The 24,316-nt window shown below is 64.2% G+C and carries 21 protein-coding genes and 2 pseudogenes; 10 read left to right on the forward strand and 13 right to left on the reverse strand.

Going from position 1 to position 24,316, the window contains the following annotated elements:
* The first annotated feature begins 169 nt into the window (after positions 1 to 169).
* From NKI70_RS19665 to NKI70_RS19675, 3 genes are all read left to right on the forward strand, one after another.
* Complete coding sequence (locus NKI70_RS19665; RefSeq protein WP_502897742.1) at positions 170 to 1,141, forward strand: ABC transporter substrate-binding protein; 972 nt, start codon at positions 170 to 172, stop codon at positions 1,139 to 1,141.
* Positions 1,138 to 1,830 (forward strand): L,D-transpeptidase, encoded by a 693-nt coding sequence (locus NKI70_RS19670; protein ID WP_352697393.1) that lies wholly within the window; start codon positions 1,138 to 1,140, stop codon positions 1,828 to 1,830. The genes NKI70_RS19665 and NKI70_RS19670 overlap by 4 nt, the downstream gene beginning before the upstream one ends.
* A gap of 136 nt (positions 1,831 to 1,966) precedes the next feature.
* Positions 1,967 to 2,185: a hypothetical protein gene (locus tag NKI70_RS19675; protein ID WP_031212349.1), complete on the forward strand. Its 219-nt coding sequence runs from the start codon at positions 1,967 to 1,969 to the stop codon at positions 2,183 to 2,185.
* Positions 2,186 to 2,307: 122 nt separating this feature from the next.
* Here NKI70_RS19675 and NKI70_RS19680 read toward each other — a convergent pair.
* Positions 2,308 to 4,336 (reverse strand): annotated as a pseudogene (locus NKI70_RS19680) (transcriptional regulator).
* 213 nt (positions 4,337 to 4,549) lie between these two features.
* Between NKI70_RS19680 and NKI70_RS19685 the strand changes: the two are divergent.
* The gene (locus tag NKI70_RS19685; protein ID WP_352575400.1) at positions 4,550 to 5,635 is read left to right on the forward strand and encodes a PLP-dependent cysteine synthase family protein; all 1,086 of its coding nucleotides are present in this window, start codon (positions 4,550 to 4,552) and stop codon (positions 5,633 to 5,635) included.
* Between the two features lie 25 nt (positions 5,636 to 5,660).
* The gene (locus tag NKI70_RS19690) at positions 5,661 to 7,190 is read left to right on the forward strand and encodes a pyridoxal phosphate-dependent decarboxylase family protein (protein ID WP_352724849.1); all 1,530 of its coding nucleotides are present in this window, start codon (positions 5,661 to 5,663) and stop codon (positions 7,188 to 7,190) included.
* A gap of 139 nt (positions 7,191 to 7,329) precedes the next feature.
* Here NKI70_RS19690 and NKI70_RS19695 read toward each other — a convergent pair whose 3' ends face one another.
* The 8 genes from NKI70_RS19695 to NKI70_RS19730 all read right to left on the reverse strand — a co-directional run bounded on the left by NKI70_RS19695 (position 7,330) and on the right by NKI70_RS19730 (position 17,049).
* Entirely contained in the window at positions 7,330 to 8,970 is a 1,641-nt protein-coding gene (locus tag NKI70_RS19695) for an ABC transporter substrate-binding protein (RefSeq protein WP_352575404.1), read from the reverse strand.
* Positions 8,971 to 9,291: 321 nt separating this feature from the next.
* Positions 9,292 to 10,284, reverse strand: a complete 993-nt coding sequence (locus tag NKI70_RS19700; RefSeq protein WP_352724850.1) for an alpha/beta hydrolase — start codon at positions 10,282 to 10,284, stop codon at positions 9,292 to 9,294.
* A gap of 16 nt (positions 10,285 to 10,300) precedes the next feature.
* Positions 10,301 to 10,978 (reverse strand): isochorismatase family protein, encoded by a 678-nt coding sequence (locus NKI70_RS19705; protein ID WP_352570148.1) that lies wholly within the window; start codon positions 10,976 to 10,978, stop codon positions 10,301 to 10,303.
* Positions 10,979 to 10,998: 20 nt separating this feature from the next.
* Positions 10,999 to 12,303 carry a M24 family metallopeptidase gene (locus NKI70_RS19710; protein ID WP_352570146.1) on the reverse strand — a complete coding sequence of 435 codons (1,305 nt, stop codon included), beginning with the start codon at positions 12,301 to 12,303 and terminating at the stop codon, positions 10,999 to 11,001.
* Between the two features lie 292 nt (positions 12,304 to 12,595).
* Positions 12,596 to 13,564 (reverse strand): GlxA family transcriptional regulator, encoded by a 969-nt coding sequence (locus NKI70_RS19715; RefSeq protein ID WP_352697398.1) that lies wholly within the window; start codon positions 13,562 to 13,564, stop codon positions 12,596 to 12,598.
* A 306-nt stretch (positions 13,565 to 13,870) separates the two neighbouring features.
* Positions 13,871 to 15,052 carry a cystathionine gamma-synthase gene (locus NKI70_RS19720; protein WP_352570142.1) on the reverse strand — a complete coding sequence of 394 codons (1,182 nt, stop codon included), beginning with the start codon at positions 15,050 to 15,052 and terminating at the stop codon, positions 13,871 to 13,873.
* On the reverse strand, positions 15,049 to 16,473 hold the full coding sequence (locus NKI70_RS19725; protein WP_352570140.1) for a pyridoxal-phosphate dependent enzyme: 1,425 nt from the start codon (positions 16,471 to 16,473) through the stop codon (positions 15,049 to 15,051). Before NKI70_RS19725 ends, NKI70_RS19720 begins: the two co-directional genes overlap by 4 nt.
* 186 nt (positions 16,474 to 16,659) lie before the next feature.
* On the reverse strand, positions 16,660 to 17,049 hold the full coding sequence (locus NKI70_RS19730) for a RidA family protein (protein WP_352570138.1): 390 nt from the start codon (positions 17,047 to 17,049) through the stop codon (positions 16,660 to 16,662).
* Positions 17,050 to 17,214: 165 nt separating this feature from the next.
* Here NKI70_RS19730 and NKI70_RS19735 point away from each other — a divergent pair, with 165 nt between their 5' ends.
* Together NKI70_RS19735 and NKI70_RS19740 are read left to right on the forward strand one after the other, a co-directional pair.
* A complete protein-coding gene (locus NKI70_RS19735) occupies positions 17,215 to 17,544 on the forward strand; it encodes a hypothetical protein (RefSeq protein ID WP_352570136.1) in 330 nt (109 codons plus the stop codon).
* Positions 17,541 to 18,188 carry a cysteine hydrolase family protein gene (locus NKI70_RS19740; RefSeq protein ID WP_352570134.1) on the forward strand — a complete coding sequence of 216 codons (648 nt, stop codon included), beginning with the start codon at positions 17,541 to 17,543 and terminating at the stop codon, positions 18,186 to 18,188. Before NKI70_RS19735 ends, NKI70_RS19740 begins: the two co-directional genes overlap by 4 nt.
* Before the next feature lie 114 nt (positions 18,189 to 18,302).
* Here the strand turns inward: NKI70_RS19740 and NKI70_RS19745 are convergent, their stop codons facing one another.
* The 4 genes from NKI70_RS19745 to NKI70_RS19760 form a co-directional block, all read right to left on the reverse strand.
* On the reverse strand, positions 18,303 to 18,656 hold the full coding sequence (locus NKI70_RS19745) for a winged helix-turn-helix transcriptional regulator (RefSeq protein ID WP_352570132.1): 354 nt from the start codon (positions 18,654 to 18,656) through the stop codon (positions 18,303 to 18,305).
* A 330-nt stretch (positions 18,657 to 18,986) separates the two neighbouring features.
* The gene (locus NKI70_RS19750) at positions 18,987 to 20,333 is read right to left on the reverse strand and encodes an FAD/NAD(P)-binding protein (RefSeq protein ID WP_352697401.1); all 1,347 of its coding nucleotides are present in this window, start codon (positions 20,331 to 20,333) and stop codon (positions 18,987 to 18,989) included.
* A 49-nt stretch (positions 20,334 to 20,382) separates the two neighbouring features.
* Complete coding sequence (locus tag NKI70_RS19755) at positions 20,383 to 20,835, reverse strand: RrF2 family transcriptional regulator (protein ID WP_023675902.1); 453 nt, start codon at positions 20,833 to 20,835, stop codon at positions 20,383 to 20,385.
* 147 nt (positions 20,836 to 20,982) lie between these two features.
* Positions 20,983 to 21,174, reverse strand: coding sequence for a hypothetical protein (locus NKI70_RS19760; protein ID WP_352570128.1), 192 nt, complete (start codon positions 21,172 to 21,174; stop codon positions 20,983 to 20,985).
* A 352-nt stretch (positions 21,175 to 21,526) separates the two neighbouring features.
* Here NKI70_RS19760 and tauA point away from each other — a divergent pair.
* From tauA to NKI70_RS19775, 3 genes and pseudogenes are all read left to right on the forward strand, one after another.
* Positions 21,527 to 22,541: pseudogene (gene tauA, locus NKI70_RS19765) on the forward strand (taurine ABC transporter substrate-binding protein).
* A 108-nt stretch (positions 22,542 to 22,649) separates the two neighbouring features.
* Complete coding sequence (locus tag NKI70_RS19770) at positions 22,650 to 23,423, forward strand: taurine ABC transporter ATP-binding protein (protein ID WP_352570124.1); 774 nt, start codon at positions 22,650 to 22,652, stop codon at positions 23,421 to 23,423.
* The gene (locus tag NKI70_RS19775) at positions 23,420 to 24,286 is read left to right on the forward strand and encodes an ABC transporter permease subunit (protein WP_352697403.1); all 867 of its coding nucleotides are present in this window, start codon (positions 23,420 to 23,422) and stop codon (positions 24,284 to 24,286) included. The genes NKI70_RS19770 and NKI70_RS19775 overlap by 4 nt, the downstream gene beginning before the upstream one ends.
* Positions 24,287 to 24,316: the final 30 nt, after the last annotated feature.

A 24,316-nucleotide genomic window follows, 5' to 3' on the forward strand; every position in this document is an offset into this window, starting at 1 on the left:
ATCGGGTAGCGTGCAGGGGCGGCACGTGAAGGCGCTCTCTTTGGCGAATGCACTGCTGCACCTTCAGCAGTTGCCCGTCAGAAGATGGGGCTGGTGTCACAACCAGGTGCTTGCCGCGACAGATTGTTCCCGTCGCGGTTCATTTCAGCACCGAAGCGAGGGGGAAGAGATGCACAACCGATTTCGGCAGTGCCTGCGGAAAGTGTCGCTGGCGGCATTGACGATGCTGGCGCTAAACATCCCGGTCCACGCGGCTGACCTCGTCATTGCAATGCCGAACTGGCCGTCGGGCCAGGCGACGGCAAATATCCTCAAGGTCAGCCTGAAGGAAAATTTCGGGCTCGATGCCGACGTGCGCGAGATGGGGACGCTTATTGCCTTTGCCGGTCTCAATTCTGGTGAGGTGGATATTCATCCCGAAATCTGGCTGCCCAATCTGGATAATCTGGTGAAGAAGTATGTGGACGGGGCCGGCACCGTGGCCATCAGCCCCATTGGAGTGCCGGCCTGGCAAGGCATTTGCGCGACGCGTGAAGCAGCCGACAAATTTGGAATTCACGATGTTTCGGATCTCAGCGATACGAAGAAAACGGCCGCGTTGGATACCGATGGCGACGGACGCGGCGAACTCTGGATCGGCGCTGAGGGTTGGTCCTCAACCGCTATCGAGCGCGTCCGCGCCAACAGCTATGGTTATGCCAAGACAATGACCTTGTTGGAGACGCCCGAGGATGCCGGAATGGCGGCTGTCGATGCCGCGGTCGCCACGGATCATCCGATGGTGTTTGCCTGCTACGCGCCGCACCACGTCTTTGAGTTGCACGACATTGTCCGGCTTACCGAGCCGCCCTTTGATCCGGCAAAGTGGAAGATCGTACTGCCGTCAGAGGACCCGCTCTGGGTCTCGAAGTCCAGCGCGCCGGTATCATGGGATACCGCACATTTCCATATCGCCTACGCCACCTCGCTGCGCAAAAAATATCCGAAGGTGGTGGCGTTCCTGGAACGGGTCGAGCTGAAGCCCGAGGAAATCACCAAGATGAGTTATGCGCTCCAGGTAGAGCGTCAGGATCCTTACGAATACGCCAAACAATGGGTTGCCGCACAAGGCGCACGGGTGCACGGGTGGGCAAATCCATGAGCGGAAATCCTATGTTCGCGGAACGCGGCACCGTCCGGCGGCGCTCCCTCACGGCAGTCGTCGCCGCGGCGTTCGGTCTTGTCGCGGTGGCGGCGCTGGCTGAGGGAACACAGGTTTTCGACCCGAAAAGCCACAAATGGGTGGACTACGATCGCACCAAGGCGCGCAAATACTACGCCGCGCATAATGAGGTGCCCGAGGCATTTCGTCCGCAGATGGTCAAATTCCGCACCGCGGAAGTGCCAGGCACGATCATTATCGATGGCAATCAGCACTTTCTCTATCTTGTGCAGCCGGGTCAGCGGGCCATGCGCTACGGCATCGGCGTGGGCCGGGAAGGGTTTGGATGGGCCGGCATCGTGCGCGTCGGCCGCATGGCGGAGTGGCCGACCTGGACACCTCCGGCCGAAATGGTCGCTCGCGATCCGAAGGCGGTGAAATACGCCGGAGGCATGGAGGGAGGGCCCGACAACCCGCTCGGCGCAAGGGCGCTCTATCTCTATGAGCGCGACCAGGACACGATCTACCGGATACACGGCACCCCGGAGCCTTGGACGATCGGGCTCGACGTGTCATCGGGGTGCATCCGTATGAGGAACGACGACATCGTCGATCTCGCATCCCGCGTCAAGGTTGGGGCCAAGGTCATCGTTCTCATGCAGGGGGCGGCACTTTACAAGGGTGTGTGAAGCGGCATTCGGAGAGGGACAAGCAATGTCGGGAAAAAATGCAGTGAGAACTTCGATCCGGGGGACAGCAATCGGATTCCTGGCTGGAGCCGTTAGCGCTTGTGTCAGCACGCCACCGCCGCCGCCTCAGGACCAGATGTCCAGGACGAAGGTCGAGACGGCCCCGGCGGACCTTCAACTGCTTTGCGCCAATGCGGTCGCCAAGGCGAGCGGTGTCGACAGCACGAAGATACTTCCGGTTTCATCGAGCAAGCTCGATTCCAAGACCTATCAGGTCGAACTCGATGCCAGTGGCAAGAAGACAAGCTGCCTCGTGGATACCGACGGCAACGTCAAATCGGTTGAGCCCGTCTGATCCGCTCTGGTCGACGAATTCGCAACCAACCTGACGATGCGCCCTGGCTGCAGACATGACGATGTTTGGGGCGGCCAGCCGCGATGAGCGGTTTGGAGAGCCTGGCAAACCGCGCGCCTGCCTCACCCCAGCCCGATCCGCTTGGCGCCTTGCCGGAACAGTGCCTCGGCGTCCGGCTCGAAGCGGAACGTGCCGATGAAATCGTCGGCGCAGTAGTTCGGCAGCATCTTGCGCAGCGCAGCGGCGAAACTTCGTGCCTCGTCCAGCCGCCCCGCCAGCGCAAGGCAATGCGCGGCAATCGCGAGGATGATGGCGTGGGCGTTGGGACGCGCGGCTGCTTTCAGCGCCCATTCGGCGGCTTCGTCGAACTGGCCGAGCCGGACATGCGACATCGCCCTGGCGCCCAACATACCGAACAGCAGCGGATCGAAGGGGCTCAGATGCCTGGAATGGTCGGATGAGCCGATCGCAGCCTGCGGGTCGCCGGACTGCGAATGGACGAAAGATAGCGCATAGTGGCCGAGCGCGAAATTCGGGCTGAGGTCTACGGCGCGTTCCAGCTCGATGAGGGAGCCGTCCTGCTCGCCGCGCAGCCACAGCGCCCGCCCCATGGCCCAGTGAGCGGCCGGATTGTGATCGTCGACGAGCAGGCCCTGGCCGGCTGCCTCGAAGGCCAGGGCGCTTTCGTGGTCGCGGTCGCCCCAGCGCTGGAAGGCATTTTGCCAATGGGTGAAGGAAAGGCCGGCATAGGCGCGGGCGAACGTCGGATCGAGCTTCAAGGCTATGTCGAAGAAATGCCGGGCCTGCTCGTTTTCCGCGGGTGAAGCGATACATGTGCCAGAGACCGCGGTGGTAGGCTTCCCAGGCGTTCAGCGAATTGGGCGCCTTCAACATGGCGCGGTTGCGCTCGCCCGTCTCGATCTCGGCCGAGATCGACGAGACGATGCTGTTGCCGATGTCGTCGAGCACGGCAAAGATGTCGTTCGGCTTGCGCTCGAACGTCTCGGCCCAGACGATCCTGGCCGTGCGCACTTCGACCAGCTCGACCGCGACGGTGACGCGGCCGGCCTGGCTGCGTACCGTGCCGGTGGCGACATAATCGACATTGAGCCGACGGCCGGCATCCTCCGGCCCAATGTTTTTTTCGGCGAGCGCAAACACCGAACCGCGCGCGATGACGAAGAAATCCCTGAGCTTGGCCAGGCGGGTGATGATATCGTGGGTCAGGCCATCGGCGATGCCTCCGCGTGGGCCGCCGTCAGCCGTCTCTTCGGCAAACGGCATCACCGCAAGCGAAGCCTTCTGCGATGCAGCAGTGTCGGAATTGGGAAGCACAATTGACGCGTGAGGGGCCGCGGGTACGAGTGACGGTCGCGCCCAGAGCGTAGCGGCAGGTCGTTCGTTGCGGATCGTGCGCCATGCCTCACGAACGGGTCCGAAATCCAGATCCTCCGAAGCAAACAGCTGCGCTGCGGAAGCGAGATGTTCCTCGCACGCGTCAAACTGGCCGCGCTGCGCCAGCCCTTTCAGAAGAGCCACATGCGCGCGCCCGTCGAACGGAGCGAGTTCCAGCCATTTGTCCAGATGCGAAGACATTCTGTCGGCATCCACCGGAAGCTTGTTGACGAGATGTTCCAGGATTGCGGCGTGCCAAGAGCCGAAGCGGCGGCGCTGAGCGATCAGCCAGCTGTTGAAATGCGGGCTGCGGTCGATCTCCAGCCCATCGAGAAAGTCGCCGGCGAACATTCCGGAAAGAGCCTGCAGCCGCTCTAGACCGAGCGTCTCAACGCCCTTGGCGGCGGCCGAGGCTATGTCGACAGCGTCGACGGAAGCACCTCTCAGATCAAGCGCGATCGTGTCGCCTGGTGTCTCGACCCTGCGATGATGCGGTTCATCGAGGATGCCTCTAAGCTTGCTCAGGCACCAGCGAAGCTCGCCGCGCGGGTCGTTCGGCACATCCCACAAAAGCTCGCAGAGGCGGCTGCGGCCGACCGGATGCGGCGCCAGCGCCAGATAGGCGAGCAGCGCACACAGCTTGCGCGATTTTGGGAGCTGGATGATGATGCCGTTGCGTGCGATCGTCAGCGGTCCGAGCAGACGCACGGAAAAGCCGGCCACCTCGCCGTGGAGGCTCGATCGGGCGGATTCCACGTAAGTTTCCACGCCTGCTCCCACGCTGGCCAGTCGGCCTTTGTTTTATCACCAAACGCGACACGGTGCATCCGGCAGCGAATTCCCGCTCCGGATGCTGGCATTGCCGGAGGCAAATGTAGCGCGGCAAGGTCTCGAAACCTCGCCGCCCAAGCCACCGGTCTGTAACCGGCCCGTGACGACAAGAGACACCGACAAGGCGAGGAGATCGACATGTTGCATCAACAGAAAATCAGAACCACCGCCGGGCGCGGCCGCCTGTTCGACAGCGTTCTCGACACGGTCGGCGATACGCCGGTGATCCGCATCAATAATCTCGGACCGGACCATGCCACGATCTACGTGAAGGCCGAGTTCTTCAATCCCGCCGCCTCGGTGAAGGACCGGCTGGCGCTCAACATCATCGAGGAAGGCGAGCGCAGCGGCGCTCTAAAGCCTGGCCAGACCGTGGTCGAGGCGACCAGCGGCAACACCGGCATCGGACTTGCCATGGTTTGCGCCCAGAAGGGCTATCCGCTGGTGGTGACGATGGCCGACAGTTTTTCCATCGAACGCCGCAAGCTGATGCGCATGCTGGGCGCCAAGGTGGTGCTGACGCCGCGCGCCCAGAAGGGTTTCGGCATGTACAAGAAGGCGGTGGAGCTCGCCGAAGCCAATGGCTGGTTCCTGGCCCGCCAGTTCGAAACCAAGGCCAACGCCGCCATTCACGAAGCGACGACGGCGCGCGAGATCATCAACGATTTCGCCGGCTCGCGGCTCGACTGCTTCGTCACCGGCTACGGCACGGGCGGCACCGTCGCCGGCGTCGGACGCGTGCTGCGCCGCGAGCGGCCGGAGACCCGGATCGTGCTCGCCGAACCGGCCAATGCGCAGCTTATCGGCAGCGGCAAGTCGCAGCAGCGCGGCACCGGCGGCGCGCCTGCGGCCAGCCATCCGGCGTTCGAGCCGCATCCGATCCAGGGCTGGACGCCCGACTTCATTCCGGACGTGCTGCAGGAGGCGATAGACGCAAGCCTCTATGACGAGGTGGTGCCGATTGCCGGGCCCGAGGGCATGAAATGGGCCAAGGCGCTGGCGCAGAAGGAAGGGATTTTCACCGGCATCTCCGGCGGAGCGACCTTCGCGGTGGCGCGGCAGATCGCGGAAAAGGCGGCACCCGGCTCGGTGATCCTGTGCATGCTGCCCGATACTGGCGAACGCTACATGACGACACCGCTGTTCGACGGCATCGAGGCGGAGATGGACGCCGAGGAGACCGCGCTTTCGCAGTCGACGCCCGGCTGCCAGTTTCCGGCGTGACGGCGGCACATCGGGAGCGGCCTGCATGGACACGAAGCCTGGACTGGCCGTCACGGCCACCGAGGAAACGCTTGACCCCTCGAACTGGGCCGACGTGCAGGCCCTGTCGCATCGGATCGTCGACGATGCCGTCGCTTACCTGCGCGATGTCAGAGAGCGTCCGGTGTGGCAGGAGATGCCGATTGATGTGAGGACCTTCTTCACATCGCCGCTGCCGCGTTCGCCGGCGCCGCTGGCAGAAATCTATGGCGACGTCACCAGGAGCTTGATGCCCTATCCGATGGGCAACATCCATCCGCGCTTCTGGTCCTGGTATATGGGCTCGAGCAATTTCACCGGCGCGCTCGGCGATTTCCTGGCGGCGATCCAGGGCTCCAACCTCGGCGGCGGCAACCATGCCGCCGCGCTGATGGACAACCAGGTCGTCGACTGGTGCAAGCAGATGATGGGCTTTCCGCAATCGGCCAGCGGCACGCTGGTCAGCGGCGGCTCGATGGCCAACATCATCGGGCTGACCGTGGCGCGCAACGCCAAGGCCGGCATCGACATACGCGAGCACGGCGTTGCCGGCATCGACAAGCCGCTGCGTTTCTACGGCTCCGACCAGCTTCACTCCTGTCACCGCAAGGCGATGGAAGTGCTCGGCCTCGGCAACCGGGCGCTGCGTCGCATCCCGAGCGATGCCGGGCTGCGGATCGACATCGCTGCGTTGCGGGCGGCGATCGCCGAGGACCGCGACGCCGGCTTCAAGCCGGCCTGCGTAATCGGTACGGCCGGCACGGTGAACACCGGCGCAATCGACCATCTGCAAGCGCTGGCTGACCTGGCGGCAAAAGAGGATCTGTGGTTTCACGTCGATGGCTGCATCGGCGCCTTGCTTGCGATTGCGCCGGACAATTCGCATCGCGTTGCCGGCATCGAGCACGCCCACTCGATCGCGCTCGATCCGCATAAATGGCTGCACGCGCCATTCGAGGTCGGCTGCGCGCTGATCCGGGATGCCTCCGTGCATCGCGGCGCGTTCGCGGTGACGCCGGAATATCTGGAATCGACGCCGCGCGGCCTGGCCTCCGGCCAATGGCTGCACGATTACGGCCTGCAGACGACGCGCGGCTTTCGCGCTCTGAAGGTGTGGATGGCGTTGCGAGAGCACGGCATCGAAAAGTTCGGCCGGCTGATCGACCAGAACATCGCGCAAGGGCATTATCTCGGCGCGCTGATCGCGGCCGAACCGGCACTCGAACTGGTAGCGCCGGTGAGCATCAACATCGTCTGCTTTCGCTACCGCGCGGACGGACTGGGCGGGGAGCGCCTGAAAGCGCTCAATACCGAGATCATGCTGAGGCTGCAGGAAGAAGGCATCGCCGCCATTTCCGACACGACGGTGCATGGCCAGCATAGCCTCAGGGTGGCGATCAACAACCACCGCACCCGGCGCGACGATCTGGACCTGCTGGTGCGGGAGACCGTGCGGCTTGGACTGGAGATTTCAAGGCCTGGCGTGGCTCTTCCTTCTCCCCTTGTGGGAGAAGGTGGACGCGAAGCGGCCGGATGAGGGGTGTTCCAGCTTGATACCGACGGCACTCCGTCCGCACCCCTCAACCGTCTTGGCGCTGCGCGCCAATCCACCTTCTCCCACAAGGGGAGAAGGAAGAAGGAGCGGCGCTGGCCCCGACAATTGGTCGTCTGCAAGGCTACGCCTCGAGCCAAACCTTCTCGAAATGCTGCTCGAGTGACTGGTGCTGCTCGCAGCCATGCACGCCCTTGCGGTAGGTGCGGTAGACCGAGCGCCAGTAGGGCTGGATGATGATGCCGGAATCGCGGAGATTCTGCTCGATCTTGGCCATGAGCTCCTTGCGGGCGCCGGGATCGGGCATCGCCAGCGCCTTGTCGAGCAGACTGTCGAATTCCGGATCGGCGTAGGCGCTCTCGTTCCACGCGGCGCCAGACTTATAAGCGAGCGCCAGCACCTGGACGCCGAGCGGCCGGCCGAGCCATTCCGTGCAGGAGAAAGGATATTTGCTCCAGTCGTTCCAGAAGGTCGCGGCCGGCAGCACGGTGCGCTTGATCTTCAGCCCGGCCTCGCGCATCTGCGCGGCGATGGCGTCGCCGGTGCTCTTCTGCCAGTCGACGTCGACCGAGATGAGTTCGTATTCGTGGTCGGCCTTGCTGGCCTCGGCGAGCAGGGCCTTGGCTTGATCAATGTTGCGGACGGCCGGGCCGATATCGGCATATTCGGGATGCATCGGCCCGACATGATGGTTCTCGGCAGGCTTGCCGCGGTTGTCCATGCCGATCTTCAGCACGGCGGCATTGTCGACGGCAAGTTGGGCGGCGCGCCGCACCTTGATGTCGTCATAGGGCGGGTTGCCGACGTTGAAACGCGCCACGATGGTCGAACCGGTGGCGATCTCGGAATTGCTCAGGCCCATGGACTCGGTCTGCGCAACCGTATCGGAGGCGGTTTCGTGGTCGGTGTCGATCTCGCCCGATTCGAAGGCCGACAGCATGGCGTTGGGGTCGGAGCCGTAGTCGACCCATTTGATGCCGTCGAGGTAGAACTCGCCCTTCCACCATGGCTTGTCCTTGCGGCGGACTTCGGCGCCGACCTCGGCGTCCCATGCCACGAGTTCGCAAGGCCCGGTGGTGATCGCCAATGCCTTCAGCGGATCGCCGTCGCCTTCATAGCTGCGGTGCATGATCAGCGCCGGATAGTCGGCCATGCCGGCGATCAGCGAAATGTCGGGCTTGGGCAAATTGAGCCGGACGGTGAAATCGTCGACGCGCTCGATGCCGCCGTCGACGGCCTTCTTGGTATCGGCGTTGACCAGTGCGCCCATGCGCGCGGCCACCGAATTGCCGGCGACGGACGCATCGCACCAGCGCGTCAGATTGTGGATCACGTCGTCGGCGTTGAAGGTGTCGCCGTTCGACCAGGTGATGCCCTTGCGGACATGCAGCGTCAGCACGCGGGCGTCGTCGCTGGTTTCCCAGCTCTCGAGCAGCCATGGCTCGAAGGTGAAGTCGCGCTTCCAGCGCACCAAATATTCGTTGCACTGGCGGGCGACGTTGGACATCTCGACGCCGTCGAAGGTGCGCGGATCCTTCCAGCCCTTGACGTTCATGGCGACGCGCAAGATGCCGCCGCGCTTCGGCTCCTCGGCCCTGGCCGGTGACGGCGCAAGCCCGCCGAGCGCCAGCGCGCCGGTAGCGCTGACGCCGAGCGCAGCCATGGTGGCGAGATATTCGCGCCGGTTCATCTGGCCTTTCTTGAAGCCATCGGCGACGGGCTCGGCCTGCGGATGCAGTTTTCGATCGGTCAGCATGAACTTCATTGTCGTCATTCCCCTGTTGTTGGGCACCTCTGCCGATCGCCAAACGCGGGGGACGGATGCGATCGCCGGAGCGCCATTGCCTCGGGGATGATAGGGCGAGCTCCCGTGGGGGAGTGTTCGGACTTCCGCAGTTCTTGTGCGCTGTTCCGCAAACGGAAGGTCCCCCTCACCCGGATTGCCAACCGAATTGCGAAGGGCAATTCGGGGCAATCCGACCTCTCCCCCGGGGGGAGACGAGGTCGCCAGCGTTGATGCCAGCCTCTTCTCCCCAGCGGGGAGAAGGTGGACGCGAAGCGGCCGGATGAGGGGGCCTTCGCAACCTCAGTAAGGCCAGTCGCCTTTGCCGAGCGCGGCGATGGCCGCAATGATGCGCCCGAAGGCTTCGCCGGCTCGCGGCACGGTCTTGCGGGCGCGTAGAAAGCTATGCACGAGGCGCGGCTCCTCATGCCACCAGGCGCGACCGGCGGCGGCGAGGATGCGGTCGCGATAGGCCTCGCCTTCCGAGGACAGCGGGTCGCATTGCGCGGTGACGATGACCGTCGGCGGCAGCCCGGAGAAGTCGGTGTCGCTGAGCGGCGAAAAGGTCGGGTCGTCCTGCGACTGTCCCTTCGCCGACCGGATCTGGCGATAGAACTCGATGTCGCGCAACGTCAGCAGCGGCGCTTCGGCGTGCTCGACACAGGACCCGGCGCTCTCTTTGCCAACTGGTTCCGGGCCGCCGAGCTCGGGATAGATCAGCACCTGGCCGATCGCATGGCGAGGATGGCGGCGTGTCGCCTGTGCCACCGCAGCGGCCAGATTGCCGCCGGCGCTTTCGCCGCAGAGCACTATCGGCAGGCCGGCCGTCGCCGTCGCCCATTCGAATACGGCCAGCGCATCGTCGAAGGCGGCCGGATGCAGATGCTCGGGCGCCAGCCGGTAATCGGCGGACAGCACGGCAAAGCCGGTGCCGGCGCATATCTCGGCGCAGATGTCGTCATGGCTGTCGAGCCCGCCAAGGACGAAGCCGCCGCCGTGATAATAGACAACCATCGCTTGCGGCGCCGTGCCCGCCATCTGGTAACGCCGGACCGAGATCGCACGGTCGCCGGCAGGAACCGCGCTGTCGCTGGCCTTGACGCCGGGTGGATAGGGCTCGCGGAACGCCCGGCACGTGGCATCATAGACCGCCCGCTGCCTGTCGATCGGCATGTAGACGATTTCGGGCGGATACCACTCGTTGACCCGATCGATATAGCCCCACAGCTCCGGATCGAGCAGCGTTTGGTATTTTCCGCGCCCTCTCGTTCCGGGTCGCTCGGCCTCGGTGATCATCGCTGCGCGATCCCGCTCAGAGCTCGGCGTAGAGCCGGGCAGCATTTTCATAGCTGAAGCGCAGCGGCACCGAGCCCTCGACCTGCCAGGCTTCGACCGTCTCGCCTGCCAGCAGCCGGCAGGCGCCGTCGGTGGTGGTGACGGCACCGCCATAGAGCCGGTTGGCAAGGTTGAGGATGGCCGTCTGGTGCATCGCCGTGCTGCCGCTGCCGCAGGCATCCTTGACCAGCAGCACTCGAAACCCAAGCGCCACCGCATCCTTGACGGTGGCATCGATGCAGGCCTCGGTCCAGACGCCGGCAACGACCAGCCACTCGATGCCGTCGGCCTTCAGCCGCTCGGCGGCAGGCCCCGTGCGGAAGGCGCTGGCATCGGTCTTGACCAGCATCATCTCGCCTGTCGCCGGGCCCACTTCCGCGCAGATCGCAGTCAGCGGATCGTCCTTGTCGGAAAACGCCGACTTGCCGCTGGCCTCGACCGGGTGGAGCGGCCGCGCCGTGGCGAGATCGACGATATAGGCCCAGTGGTAAAGGGGCACATTGTTGGCCCGCGCCGCCTCCTGCAGCCGCTGGACGTTGGCGAGGATGTCGCCATAGCCTTCGACCAGATAGCGCTTGTCCCGCCGATGCTCCTCCTGGAGATCGATGAACACCGCCGCCACCTTGCCGCGCTTGATCGAGATCGGGCTTTTCATGCAAAACTGCCTGTCAACACTCAAACATGCCTGTCAAGGAAAACATCCTCATAGGGGAAGCGCGACAGGAGCTCGGTGCCGGTCTCGGTGATCAGGATCTCGTCTTCCAGCTTGACGCCCTCGCGGCCGCCCTTCTCGCCGATATAGCTTTCGACGCTGACCACCATGCCGGGCACGATGACACCGTCGCGGCCATAGGTCTCGTAGTCCATGGCGTGCGCTATGAACGGCGTTTCGCCATGCATGCCGACGCCGTGCATGACCGAGGTATAACGCTGGTCGACGAAGCGGTCCGGTATCTTCCAGGCCCTTTCGGCAATCTCGCGAAACGCCATGCCCGGCTTGACGACCCCGATATTGTGCTGAACCTGGTCGTGCGCCATGCGGTAGAGCGACTTCTGATAATCCGTCGGCTTGCCCGGTCCGCAACGGAAGGTGCGCGAAAAGTCCGAATAATAGCCGTAGCAGCCGATCGTATCGGTATCGAGCGCCAAGAGTTCGCCCGGCCTGATCTTGCGGCCGCTCGCCTCGTTGAACCACGGATTGGTGCGCTGGCCCGAGGTCAGCAGCCGGGTCTCGATGAACTCGCCGCCTTGCCGGATCACCTCACCATACATGATGGCGAACAGCTCGTTTTCGGAAACGCCAGGCTTGATCGCCTCGCGCACCGCATAGACCGCAGCCTCGGCACCAGCCATCGACACCTGCAGGCATTTTACTTCCTCGGGCGTCTTGACCGCGCGCACCGCCAAAATCTCGCCCTGGCAATCCCGCACCTCGCAGCCGCGCTTTTCCAGCGCCAGTGCCTGCAGATGGCTGCAGCGGTCAAGGCCGAGCTTCATCGAGCCGCCGCCATGCGCCTTGAGCAATTCGGCGATCTCATCGGCGAACGGGCCGGCGGTCTCGTCGTCGCGGCCCGACACCGATGACCAGACCAGCTTGGACGGACGCGCCTCGTCGATCGTGTCGAGCACCATCGAGACATGGTAGCTCTGCGGATATTCGAACAACACGATCGGCCCTTCGGTGGGGATGAAGAAGTAGCGCGTCGAGTTGCGCAGGAAATAGCCGAACATGTTGCGCGAGCCGGTGGCGTAGCGCTGGTTGTAGGGGTCGAACAAAACGACGCCGCCATAGCCGGCCTCGCGCATCCAGGCGCGCAGCCTGGCCAGCCGGCCCTTGCGCAGCGCGTCGGCGTCGATGAAGGACGGCTCGGTGTCCGACAGCCACATGCCGCCGGCCGGATCCGCCGCCGCCGGATGGCGCATGCGGTCCTTGAAGTCGACATCCTCGGTGCTGTCGGGGTCAAAAACGACAATGCTCATGGGGTGCCTCCTGAAGCGGGGAAGATGAGCCATACGTCGTTCAGAGGCTGTGCGCGATACCGCAGATGTTGTGCGAAATACCGCTTGAAGTCGTTCCGTAGCGTTCTACGGCGCCCCCCTCTGTCCTGCCGGACATCTCCCCCTCAAGGGGGAGATCGGCTCGTCATCGCCGCTTTCGTGAAGTTCCACCGTCGCAGGAGGAGCGGAGCATCGAAGCTGCCAATCTCCCCCCTTGAGGGGGAGATGCCCGGTAGGGCAGAGGGGGGCGCTGTCCCGCCAACATCCGAAATACCTACTGCCTCCGCATCACCTTCGGCGCATGGCCATGCTCCTCCCGGAACGCCCGCGCAAAGCTCGACATCGAGGCGAAACCGCAGGCCAGCGCGACGTCGCGCACCATCAGCGTCGAATGCGCCAAGAGGTCGGCGGCACGCTTCAGCCGCAGGCGGCGGTAATAGCCGTTGGGCGAGATACTGAGTTCGGAGCGGAAATTCCGTTCGAGCTTATCGGAGGAGACACCAAGTCGCCCCGCCAGTTCCGCCATGCCGAGCCGCTCCTCCACCGCATCCTCCATGATGGCGATGGCCGACAGCACCAGTTCGTTCTGCACGCCGGTCCGCAGCCTGAGCGGCATCAGCTTGCGGTCGACGCTGGAGCGTAGCGGGCTGTGCACAAACCATTCGGCGACGCCGGCGGCCAGTTCGGCGCCATAATCGCTGGTGATGATCTCCAGCATCATGTCGAGGCTGCCGACGCCACCGGCCGAAGTGAAGCGCTTGCGGTCGATGACGTAGAGATCGCGCCTCAGCTCGATATCCGGAAACGCCTCGGTGAAGGCGGCCTGGCTGGTCCAGTGCAAGGTGCAGGCATGGCCGTCGAGCAGGCCCGCCCGCGCCAGGAAGAAGGCAGCGTCCGCCACCGCGCCGATATGGGCGCCGTCGCGCAGGCTCCTGCGGATCCAGCTCACCGCATCGTGCGCGACGAGATGATCGGCATCGCCGCCCGAGCAGACGACGATGCGATCGACCTTCGGCGCGTCATGGGCGGAAAAGCCGGGCTGGATGACGACGCCGTTCGAGGCCTCCACCGGGCCTTCGGCGGCGCCGACGATGATCCAGCGGTACCAGTCCCGCTTGGCCAGCACGTTCGCCGCGCGCAGCGGCTCGATCACCGAGCTGAACGCCATCATCGGAAAGCCGGGGAAAACCAGCACGGCGAAGGTGAGGGGCTCGGTAGGTTTGGGTGCGTCGCGCGTGGCCATGGGGGTCCGGAGCCGGGAGGGTTGCGGCGCTACAATTCGGGCAGATGGGGCTTGGGGTCAACGGGGTTGGCGTGATCACGAAGCGCCGGCGCTGCCCCTCACCTGCCTGCCGGCATCCTCTCCCCGTATAGTGACGGGGAGAGGAGCGCTCTCATCGACGGGTTCGCCAATCGCCAACATTGCAAAGAGAGCGGCGGCGTTGCGGCCATTTCCCTTCTCCCCGTCCCTATACGGGGAGAAGTGCCCGGCAGGGCGATGAGGGGCAGCGCCAACATTGGCGGTCGATCGCCTTTGGTCGGGCGCTTTCTAACTCGCCAGCGCCTGATCCAGATCCGCGATCAGATCGTCGCCGTCCTCGATCCCGGCCGACAACCGCACCAGCGAATCCGAAATCCCGATCTCGGCGCGTTTTTTCGCCGGGATCGAGCCGTGCGTCATCAGCGCCGGGTGCTCGATCAGGCTTTCGACGCCGCCGAGGCTTTCGGCCAGCGTGAACAGTTGCGTATGTTCGAGGAAGCGTTTGGTGCCGGCGAGGTCGCGGTCGAGCTCGACCGTGATCATGCCGCCGAAGGCGTGCATCTGCCGCCTGGCGATGGCGTGCTGCGGGTGGCTGGGCAGGCCGGGATAGATGACACGGCGGATGTCGGGACGGGTCTCCAGCCAGTGCGCGATCTTCTGGCCGTTCGACGAATGACGCTCCATCCTCAGCGCAAGCGTCTTCAGTCCGCGCAGCGCCAGGAAACTGTCGAACGGCCCTGAAATGGCGCCGATGGCGTTCTGCAGGAATTTCAGCCGGTCGGCGAGATCCTTGTTGTCGCCGACCACGGCGACGCCGCCGACCATGTCGGAATGGCCGTTGAGGTATTTCGTCGTCGAATGGACCACGATGTCGATGCCGAGCTCCAGCGGCCGCTGCAGATAGGGGCTGCAGAAAGTGTTGTCGGCGACTGAGAGCACGCCTTTGCGCCTGGCAAGTGCTGCGACGCCTTCGAGGTCGACGACACGCAGCAGCGGGTTGGTCGGCGTCTCGACCCAGAGCATTTTGGTTTCCGGGCGGATCGCCGCCTCGACCGCGGCAAGGTCGGTGAAGTCGACGAAGTCGACCTGCAAATTGGCCGAGCGCTTGCGCACCCGTTCCAGCAACCGGAACGTGCCGCCATAGATGTCGTCGGTCGCGACGATATGCGCGCCTGAATCGAGCAATTCGAAAATGGTTGCGATCGCCGCCAGCCCCGAAGCGAAGGCGAAGGCGGCTGTGCCGCTTTCGAGGTCGGCCACCGCGCGCTCGAAGGCGAAGCGGGTCGGGTTCTGGCTGCGGGCATATTCAAAGCCCTTGTGCACGCCCGGGCTCTGCTGACCGTAGGTCGAAGTGGCATAGATCGGTACCATCACCGCGCCCGTCGTCGGGTCGTGGCTCTGGCCGCCATGGATGGTGCGCGTCGAAAAGGCGAGGCGGTTTTTGCCCGATACGGTGGCTTTGACGGTCATCGGGCGCGCCTCAGATGGTTGATCAGGTCGATGCGTGTTATCAGGCCGATGAATTCGTCGCCATCGAAGACGATGGCGACCTCGTTGCGATCGAAGACCGGCAGCAACGCGTCCAGCGTCTGGCTGGCTTGCAGCGTGTGCAGGGTAGAGGTCATAGCCGTACTGACCGGGGCCTTGAAGCGGTCCCAGCGGCTGTCATAGGGGCCTTCGACCTTGGCGAGGATATCGCTTTCGTCGATGATGCCGACGAGCTTGCCCTCGTCCAGCACCGGCAGCTGCGAGACATCCGATCGGCGCATGCGGCCATAGGCGTTGAGCAGGCTTTCGTCCGGGCCGACGGACACGACATCGCCGGTGCGGAGCGTGCGCATGACCAGGTCGCGCAGGTCGCCATGCTGCTCCTGCTCGGCCAGGCCCTGCTCGACCAGCCAGAAATCGTCGAAGACTTTCGACAGGTACTTGTTGCCGCTGTCGCAGACGAAGGTAACGACGCGCTTCGGCACGGTCTGCTCGCGGCAATAGCGAAGCGCTGCCGAAAGCAGCGTACCGGACGACGAGCCGGCGAGAATGCCTTCCTTCGAAAGCAGGTCGCGCACCGCAAGCATGCTCTGCTTGTCGGGGATGGAATAGGCCTTCCTGACCAGCGACAGATCGGCATTGGGCGGCACGAAATCCTCGCCGATGCCTTCGACGGTCCAGCTTCCGGCCTCTACCATCTTGCCGGTCTTGATCAACGGGGCCAGCACCGAGCCGACCGGATCGGCCAAAATCATCTCGGTCTTCGGCGAGACTTTCGCAAAATAGCGGCCAAGCCCGGTCAGCGTGCCGCCGGAGCCGACGCCGACGACCACCGCATCGACATCGCCTCCGAGCTGTTGAAAGATTTCCGGCCCGGTCGTGGTTTCGTGGGCCAGCGGATTGGCCGGGTTGGCAAACTGGTTGGCGTAGAAGGCGCCGGGCAACTCGGCGGCGATCTTTTCGGCCATGTCCTGATAATATTCGGCATGGCCCTTGCCGACATCGGAACGCGTCATGCGCACTTCCGCGCCGAGCGCCCGCAGATGCTGGATTTTTTCGCGCGACATCTTGTCGGGCACGACGAGGATGATGCGGTAGCCCTTGGGGATGCCGACCTGGGCGAGACCAAGACCGGTATTGCCGGCGGTCGCCTCCACGATCGTCCCGCCGCGTTTCAGTTTGCCCTGTTTTTCGGCGGCGGCAATCATCGACAGCGCGATGCGGTCCTTGATCGAGCCGCCGGGATTCTGGCTTTCGAGCTTGATGAACAGCCGGCACTTGCCGATGTCGAATTTGGTCAGCTCGACGACCGGCGTCTGCCCGATCAGGTCGAGAACCGAGGCATAGGGCGGGCGCAGGCGGGACGATGCATCGTCCGGTGCCACGATCTTGTGCTTGCTCATGTCAGATGCTCCGTTGCCAGAATGAGCAACCGCCCTGGAAGACGGCAACCTACCGTCTTTTCCAGCCGTTTGCAGTTGGAAAGAAGATAGATCGTGCCAATCCGGCCGCCAGCAGGGGAATGGAATTTCGCGAAAGCTTCGTCGGCCTGCAGGCAGGGCAAAAGATTTGCAGAACCCGCTTAGGGTTCAGGCGATCGCCGCCTGGGCTTCGATCTCGATCAGAAAATCCGGATTGCCGAGGCCGGCGACGCGCAGCACCTTGATGATCGGCGGCGCGCCACGGTTTGCCCAGAAGGCCATCCAGGCGCCGAAGGCCGGCCCTATGTCCAGGTCGCCGGCGATATAGACCGAGAGGCTGACGAGGTCTTCAGGCTTTGCCCCACCGGCTTCGAGCACCTTTGCCAGGTTGGAAAGCGCCTGAGCGGTCTGTGCAGGGAGATCGTCCCTGGCGACGATCCGGCCTTGCGCGTCGACGCCATTCTGGCCGCCGACCAGCACGATGCGCGCGGATGCCGGCAGCGACACGCCTTGCGAATAGGCCGGATTGCTGTGCATGCCCTCGGGGTTCAGCCTCACCGCGCTTTTCCTCCTCTTCAGCAAAAATTATCCCGTGGCCGCCCGGCCGCCCATAGGGATCAACGGCAATCGTGCGGCCGTTTCAACGCACCATCTCGTTCGTTGCGGCCGCCGATTCCGCCATGCTACCCGGCGCTGGGCGAACAGCAATGCAAGGAATGGCCGATGAAGATTCTTGCCTATGACAATTTCAAGCCCGGCGTCACGCTCGACGATTTGCGGCCTTATCTGCGCGACGAAGTGTCGAATGTCTGGCGGCTCTGGAAGGCGGGGATCGTGCGCGAGAATTATGCGCGCGGCGATATTGGCGGCGTCATCATCGTCTTCGAGCTCGACAGCGTCGCGGAAGCGAGGCGCTACACCGAGGACTTCCCGCTGTCCAAGGCCGGGATGCTGGAATGGCACTTCATCGCCTTCGACGCGCCATTGCCGCTGGAATTCCTGTTCGACCCGACGGTCGATATCGCCAAGCCATGGGACCGGACGGCGGCATGATCCGGTCGAGCGACGGGATCGAAATTTCGGCCAGCCTGGCTGAGTGGTGCGATCCGCGCCGCACGGCGCTGGTGGTCTACGATATGCAGGTCGGTATCTGCCGCCAGGTGGCCGGCGCCGCGACCATCGTCGAGTGTACCGGCACGGTGCTGGAAGCGGCGCGCGGGGCCGGAATGCGGGTGGCGTTCACGCGCCATCTGTCGCTGCCGCGCAAATGGATGGGCGCGACGCAGCTGCGCACCGCCATGGCCTGGCAGCGGCGCGACAGCCCCGACATGGTCGAGCCGTGGTTCCCGCGCGACGCCGAAGCGACGCGGATCGTGCCCGAGCTGGAACCCCGCGATGACGAGGCGGTGTTCGACAAGCTCACGATGTCGGCCTTCGATTCCACCGCGCTCGGCTTTGCCTTGCGCGATTGCGGCGTGCGCACGATAGCGCTCGCTGGCATCGCCATGGAGATCGGCATCGAGCCGACCGTTCGCCAGGCGACCGACAATGGCTTCGTCGCCATGGTAATCGAGGACGCCTGTGGCTTCGGAAACCGCGAAGCGCGCGACCGCTCGATGGCGACGCTACGCTTCCTCGGCGAAGCCGTCGTCACCGACGTCGCAAGCTTCTGCAGCGCGCTTGCCGGCGCGGGTTGAGGGCAATCGGCTTGCCGCGCGACCCACCGTTTCACGGCAACGCCGAACCGCTCCATCGCTTTGTCTTCACACATTGCGGACGGAAAACCGCTCCGCGCTTTTCCCGGAATTGATCTAGGTGGTGGCTGCGCTGTCGGTGCGAAAGCGCACACCCTCGGCGCGGCCATGCACGCTGCCCCAGTCATAGAGCGCCTGCAGCGCGGCGGCGAGATCACCGCCGCGCCCGGTCAAGGCGTAGCGCCCCTTGCCGTCCGGCGACGTCTCGAGCGTGACGAAGCCGATCTCGACAAGCTCGGCCAGGCGCTGCGTCAGCATCTTGTCCGAGAGTGAGGGGATCAGCCGGCGCAGGTCGGAATAGCGCATCGGCTGTTCCTTGATCCGCGCCAGGATCACCGTCTTCCATTTGCCGCCGAGCGCGTCGAGCGCGAACTCGACCGGACAGCCGTACAGTCTTCCGCGTTGGGTCATGCGCCAATGCTAGGCAAGGCACGGTGACAACGGAAGCAGAATTTGCCCGGTCATCTGGCCAGGGTCGCGGCTCACGGCCTGGCCGGCTACAAAATCCATGGAGGAGAACGAAGATGGGCGTCCGCGACACCAATACGGTCAATGCGAGACAGCCGAAACGTGTGGCGTCATCGCCTGGCTGTCTCGACCACCACGGGCTGGCCGGTCGGCTCTGGTGGAGCGAGCTCCCGCACCCCTGGTTCGTCTTCAGCGAACGCGTTTATGCCGTCGAGGTCTTTTCACCCAACGGCGGCGGTCTTGCGTCCGAATTGCGCCAAGACGAAGGGAGCCTCATCCGAGCAAGCGCTTGCTCAGCCGCGCGCACTGCACGCGAATATCGGGAATGGCGTCGATTTCGAAGAAGGTGCCGCGCGTCAGTGGCCCGACGGCGAGGATCTTGGCGGATACCGTGCCGTCGCCGGCGATGACCTCGCAGTTCGCGGTCACGTCGAGGCCGAGGCGCAGCGGATCCGGCCGTGCCAGCCCACGCTCGACCAGCGACCGCACCACGCTGTTCGAGGTGGTCGAGATGTCCCTGGCGATGCCTGTGCAATCATAGATGCGGGTGACGTCGAACCTTTCGAGCTGCTGCGTGTGGCGCGACTGGACCTGTACGCTGAAGCCGTCGCCGGCGGCGATCTCGACGACGCGCCCGGCGACAAGGCGGATGCGGCCCGCTTGCACCGCCTCGGCAACGCGGGTGTAGACTTCCGGCGCCATGCGATGGCGGTGGATGTCCCACCAGGCCTTGGTGTGCTCGACGAAGCGGCGCTTGGCCGAGGACGGCCAGTTCTGCCAGATCTTCTGGTTGAAGGGTCTCAGACCGTCGACGACGTCGCGCCAGTCGATGCCGGCCTTCTGGTTTTCCCGGATCAGGTCGCGGAACCAGCCGACGAAATAGGAAAGCTGGGTGCCGAGCGGAATGTCGGCAACGTCGAGCTTGATCGGATTGCCCTTGCGATGCGGCGAAGGCAGCAGGCCGCGCCGCGACACCGCGACGATCGCGCCGCGGTGGCCGCGCTGCTCGAGCGACAGGAAGGCATCGACCATGCTCAAGCCGGTGCCCAGGACCAGGACTCGGGCTTCGGGGTCGAGCGCAGTATCCGCCTCGGATCCCATCCTGATCGCATGCCCCTGCCCCGCCCCCGGTTCTTCGTCGTGGCCGGTGGCGAGCACGGCAAGATGCGCAACCACGCTGGTGCCGTTGGCCAGCGCCACTTCGACGCCTGACGCGGTCGGCGAGATCGACAGGCTCTCCTCGCGGATTAGGCGCAGCCGGCCCGTCTGCTGCTCACGCGCCTCGAGCTCGTCGAGAAGCTCCTTGAGATAGCGGGCGTAGACGCTGCGCGGCGCATAGACCGGCGCCTGTTCCGGCGTTGCCAGGCCGCGTTCAAGCAGCCAGCGCGAGAAATTGCCGGGATCGTCGGCATAGGCGCTCATGCCCGACGCGCTGACATTCAGCACATGCGCCGACAGCAGCGTTGAATAGGCCATGCCTTGCCCAAAATGAGGGCGTTTTTCGATCAAGCTGACACGTAGATCGGGATTGGGCGACTTCAGCAGATGCGCGGCAAGCACGACGCCGCTGGCACCGCCACCGACAATGATGATCGAACTTGGCGTAGCGCGCACGGTCATGCGCACACCAGCTGTCCTGGCGATCGTCGCCGGCTCAGGAGAGATTGGTTCAGGCCTGGATTTTCAACGCCGCCGAAAAATCCTCGTCGCCGGCGATGTCGCGCATTTCGGCGAGGCTGCGCTGGTCCAGCACCTCGGCGATGGCCTGCCGGACCTCCAGCATCAGGTGTCGGACTTGGCATGTCGCCTCGTTGCAGTCTTCGCAGCGCTGATACTGGGTGCGGCTGGCGCAAGGAATGGGGGCAAGCGGTCCGTCGAGCACGCGCACGACGTGGCCGACCTTGATCTCGTCCGCCGGGCGTGCCAGCCGGTAGCCGCCCTCCTTGCCCTTGCGGCTCTGAACGAAACCGGCATTGCGCAATTCGCCAAGGATGGCATCGAGGAACTTCTTCGGAATATTGTTTCCTGTGGCGATGTCGTTGACGAAGGCGAGCTGTCCAACCGGCAGGCGTGCCAGATGGACGAGCGCCTTGAGGCCGTATTTACCTTTTTTTGTGAGCATAACCCGAACGTTTCTCTGTCATGCGATGGCGCAAGGCCACCGGTTGCGAAACGCCTGGCGTGCCTCCCCGCCGCGTCCAAGCTGTCACTACAGATAAATTCTAGTGACATGATATACAAGCCGAGAAACGTTGATTTTGCTTCGTTTTCACGCCGCAATGGCCATTTTGGCCGGGGCTTGTGCTTTTGGAAGCACAGAAGCCGCCGCCAATGGCGTACCGCCAAACTGGCCGGCGGCAGGAATGTCCCCATCGGCGAGAATACCGACAGCAGTTTCTGCCCCTGAATTTGAAGGCCAAAGCATGCCGCGCGCGGCAACAAGGAGGGTGGCGTCGCTCATCGTCCTCTCCAATCCTTCAATGTCGATAAGGATACTAGACTTAACCGCGAACACAGGGAACTTGTTTCCAATTTCTTGGCTACTCGCAGCATGGTTTGCCAATGCAGGGGCGAAAACGGGAAAATCCTTGGTGCGCGCATGGACGACGTGGAAGAGGTTCCCCGGGCAAGGACGATGGTTCTCACCCGGGCCGTCCCGTCACCCAGAAGCGTGCGAATGTGCAACTGCCATAGCCAGATGACTTTTTCTAACAAGACCGAACCGATTGGAAGGATTTAACTCTACAAGAACGATAGAGTTAGGTGACTATGAAACGCAATCCGGGTTTTTCTCGTTTTCCAAGGAGCCTTTCATGTCCACCATTTCGCGACGTATCGTTCTCTTGTCCTCGGCGGCCTTGGCTGGTGCGGCCTTTCTCGGCCCAGCCGATGCGCAGGACCTCAAGATCACTATCGGCTACCAGACGGTCGTCGAACCCTCGAAGGTGCCGCAGGCCGACGGCGCCTATGAGAGCGCGACCAAGTCGACAATCGACTGGCGGAAATTCGATTCCGGCGCCGACGTGATCGCGGCGATCGCTTCCGGTTCGGTCGACATCGGTTATGTCGGCTCGAGCCCGCTGGCGGCGGCGGCGAGCCACGAGCTTCCCATCCAGACAATCTTCATTGTCGGGCTGATCGGCGAATCCGAAGCCCTTGTCGCCCGCAACGGCGCCGGCATCGAGAAGGCCGCCGACCTTGCCGGCAAGAAGGTGGCGGTGCCCTTCGTTTCGACGACGCATTACAGCCTGCTTGCCGCGCTGAAGCATGAGGGTGTCGACCCGAAGGTCGGTCGATATTCTCAATCTACGGCCACCGGAGATCGCGGCGGCATGGGCGCGCGGCGACATCGACGCCGCCTATGTCTGGGATCCGGCACTCGGCCAGATCAAGACGACGGGCAAGGTCGTGCTGGATTCCTCCCAGGTCGCCGCCTGGGGCGCGCCGACCTTCGACGCCTGGATCGTGCGCACCGACTTCGCCGAAAGGAACCCGGAAGCGGTGCGCGACTTCGTCAAAGTGACGGGCGCTGCCTATGCCGACTTCCTGGCCAAGCCGGATCAATGGTCGGTGTCCTCGCCGCAAGCGGCCAAGATTGCCAGGATCACCGGGGCCAAGCTCGAAGACGTGCCGCAACTGCTGAGGGGCTATGTCTTCCCGACGCTCGAGGAGCAGGCCTCGGACAAGTTCCTCGGTGGCGGCACGGTCAAGGCGGTCGAGGCGACATCGGCCTTCCTCAAGGAGCAGGGCAAGATTGACGCCGTGCTGCCGGATTATTCGAAATACGTGTCGTCGAAATATGTCAGCGAAGCGCTTGCCTCGAACTGACGCCAACGCGCGCGGTTCTCCTTCCCTGACGCCGCGTGCTCCCTGCCCCGAACCGCTTGCGAGGAGCGGCTTCGGGGCAGACAGATTCGGAATATCGGCGAGGTTCCCATGACGCATCTCGTGCTCGACAAGGTCTCGGTCCACTATGACGGTCAGCCGGCGCCGGCGGTCGAAAATGTGTCGATTGAAATCGCCAAGGATGACTTCGTTGTCCTGGTCGGCCGCTCCGGCTGCGGCAAGACCTCGTTGCTCAACGTCGCTGCGGGCTTGGTCGAGCCTGTGCGCGGACGCGCCACGATTGGCGGCAGGCCGGTCACGGCGCCAGGCTCTGACCGCGCCGTCGTGTTCCAGAACGACGCGCTGTTTCCGTGGCTGACCGCGCGGGAAAATGTCGCCTTTGCGCTCAGGCTGCGCGGTGTCAGGGCGGCTGAACGGGCGCGGCGCGCCGACAAGCTTCTGGCGCTGGTGAAGCTCGACGGCGCCGGCGATAAGCGCATCTGGGAGCTTTCCGGCGGCATGCGCCAGCGGGTCGGCCTGGCCCGGGCGCTGGCGGCCGAGCCGCAATTCCTGCTGCTCGACGAGCCGCTGGGCGCGCTCGATGCGCTGACACGCGAACGCATGCAGACAACGCTGCTCGATCTGTGGACGGCAAGCCAGGTCGGCGTGCTGATGGTCACGCACGGCATCGACGAAGCGCTGGTTCTTGCCACCCGCATCATTGTGCTCGCTCCCGGCCCTGGCCGGGTGGTGCAGAGCTTCGAGACCGGCTTCAGCCGGCGCTATGCAGCCGGCGAGGCCATTCGCAGCATCAAGGCCGATCCCGCCTTCGCCGCGGCGCGCGGCGAGCTGACCGACGCGATCTTCGAAGGGGAGGCAGCATGACCGTTACCTCCTATACCGAGCGGCCGCAGCGCTCCAAGGTCGACGACGGAGCCGACGGGTTGTCGGTGCCATGGTCGCGGCCGCGGCCGAGACGCAGCCGCGTTTCGGCCCGCGTGGTTAGCGCGATCACCATTCTGATGATGCTGGCGGCGTGGACGGCATCGGCCCGCCTGCAATTGGTGTCGCCGGTTTTCCTGCCGTCGCCTGTCGCAGTCTGGAACAAATTTGTCGTCGTCGCCCGTGACGGCTTTGTCGACGCGACGCTGCTCCAGCATATCGCCGCCAGCCTGTGGCGGGTGTTTGCAGCGCTGATCGCGGCCGTTTTCGTCGGCGTTCCCATCGGGCTGGCTATCGGCATCAGCACGATCGGGCGCGGCATCTTCGATCCGCTGCTCGAATTCCTGCGGCCGATCCCGCCGCTCGCCTATCTGCCGCTGATCATTATCTGGTTCGGCATTGGCGAGCCGTCCAAGATCCTGGTGATTGCCATTGCCATGCTGGCGCCAGTTGCGCTGTCGACGGCATCGGGTGTTCGCGGCGTATCGAAGGACCGCATCAATGCAGCGCGCTCACTTGGCGCCACGCGGCGCCAAGTGATCAGGCACGTCATCCTGCCCAGCGCGCTGCCCTCGATCCTGACCGGCCTGCGCATCGCGCTTGGCGCCGGCTGGTCGACGCTGGTTGCCGCCGAGCTGGTGGCCGCGACGCGCGGGCTCGGATTCATGATCCAGTCCGCTGCCCAGTTCCTCGTCACCGACGTGGTGGTGATGGGCATACTGGTGATCGCGGCCATTGCCTTCGTGCTCGAATTCATCATCCGCAGGATCGAGCGGGTGCTGGTCCCGTGGGCGGGGCGGGAGTAACCGGACCGGAGACGTGACGATGCCCCATTC

The sequence above is a fragment of the Mesorhizobium sp. M0500 genome (assembly GCF_040321165.1).
In the GTDB taxonomy this organism is placed as follows: Bacteria; Pseudomonadota; Alphaproteobacteria; order Rhizobiales; family Rhizobiaceae; genus Mesorhizobium.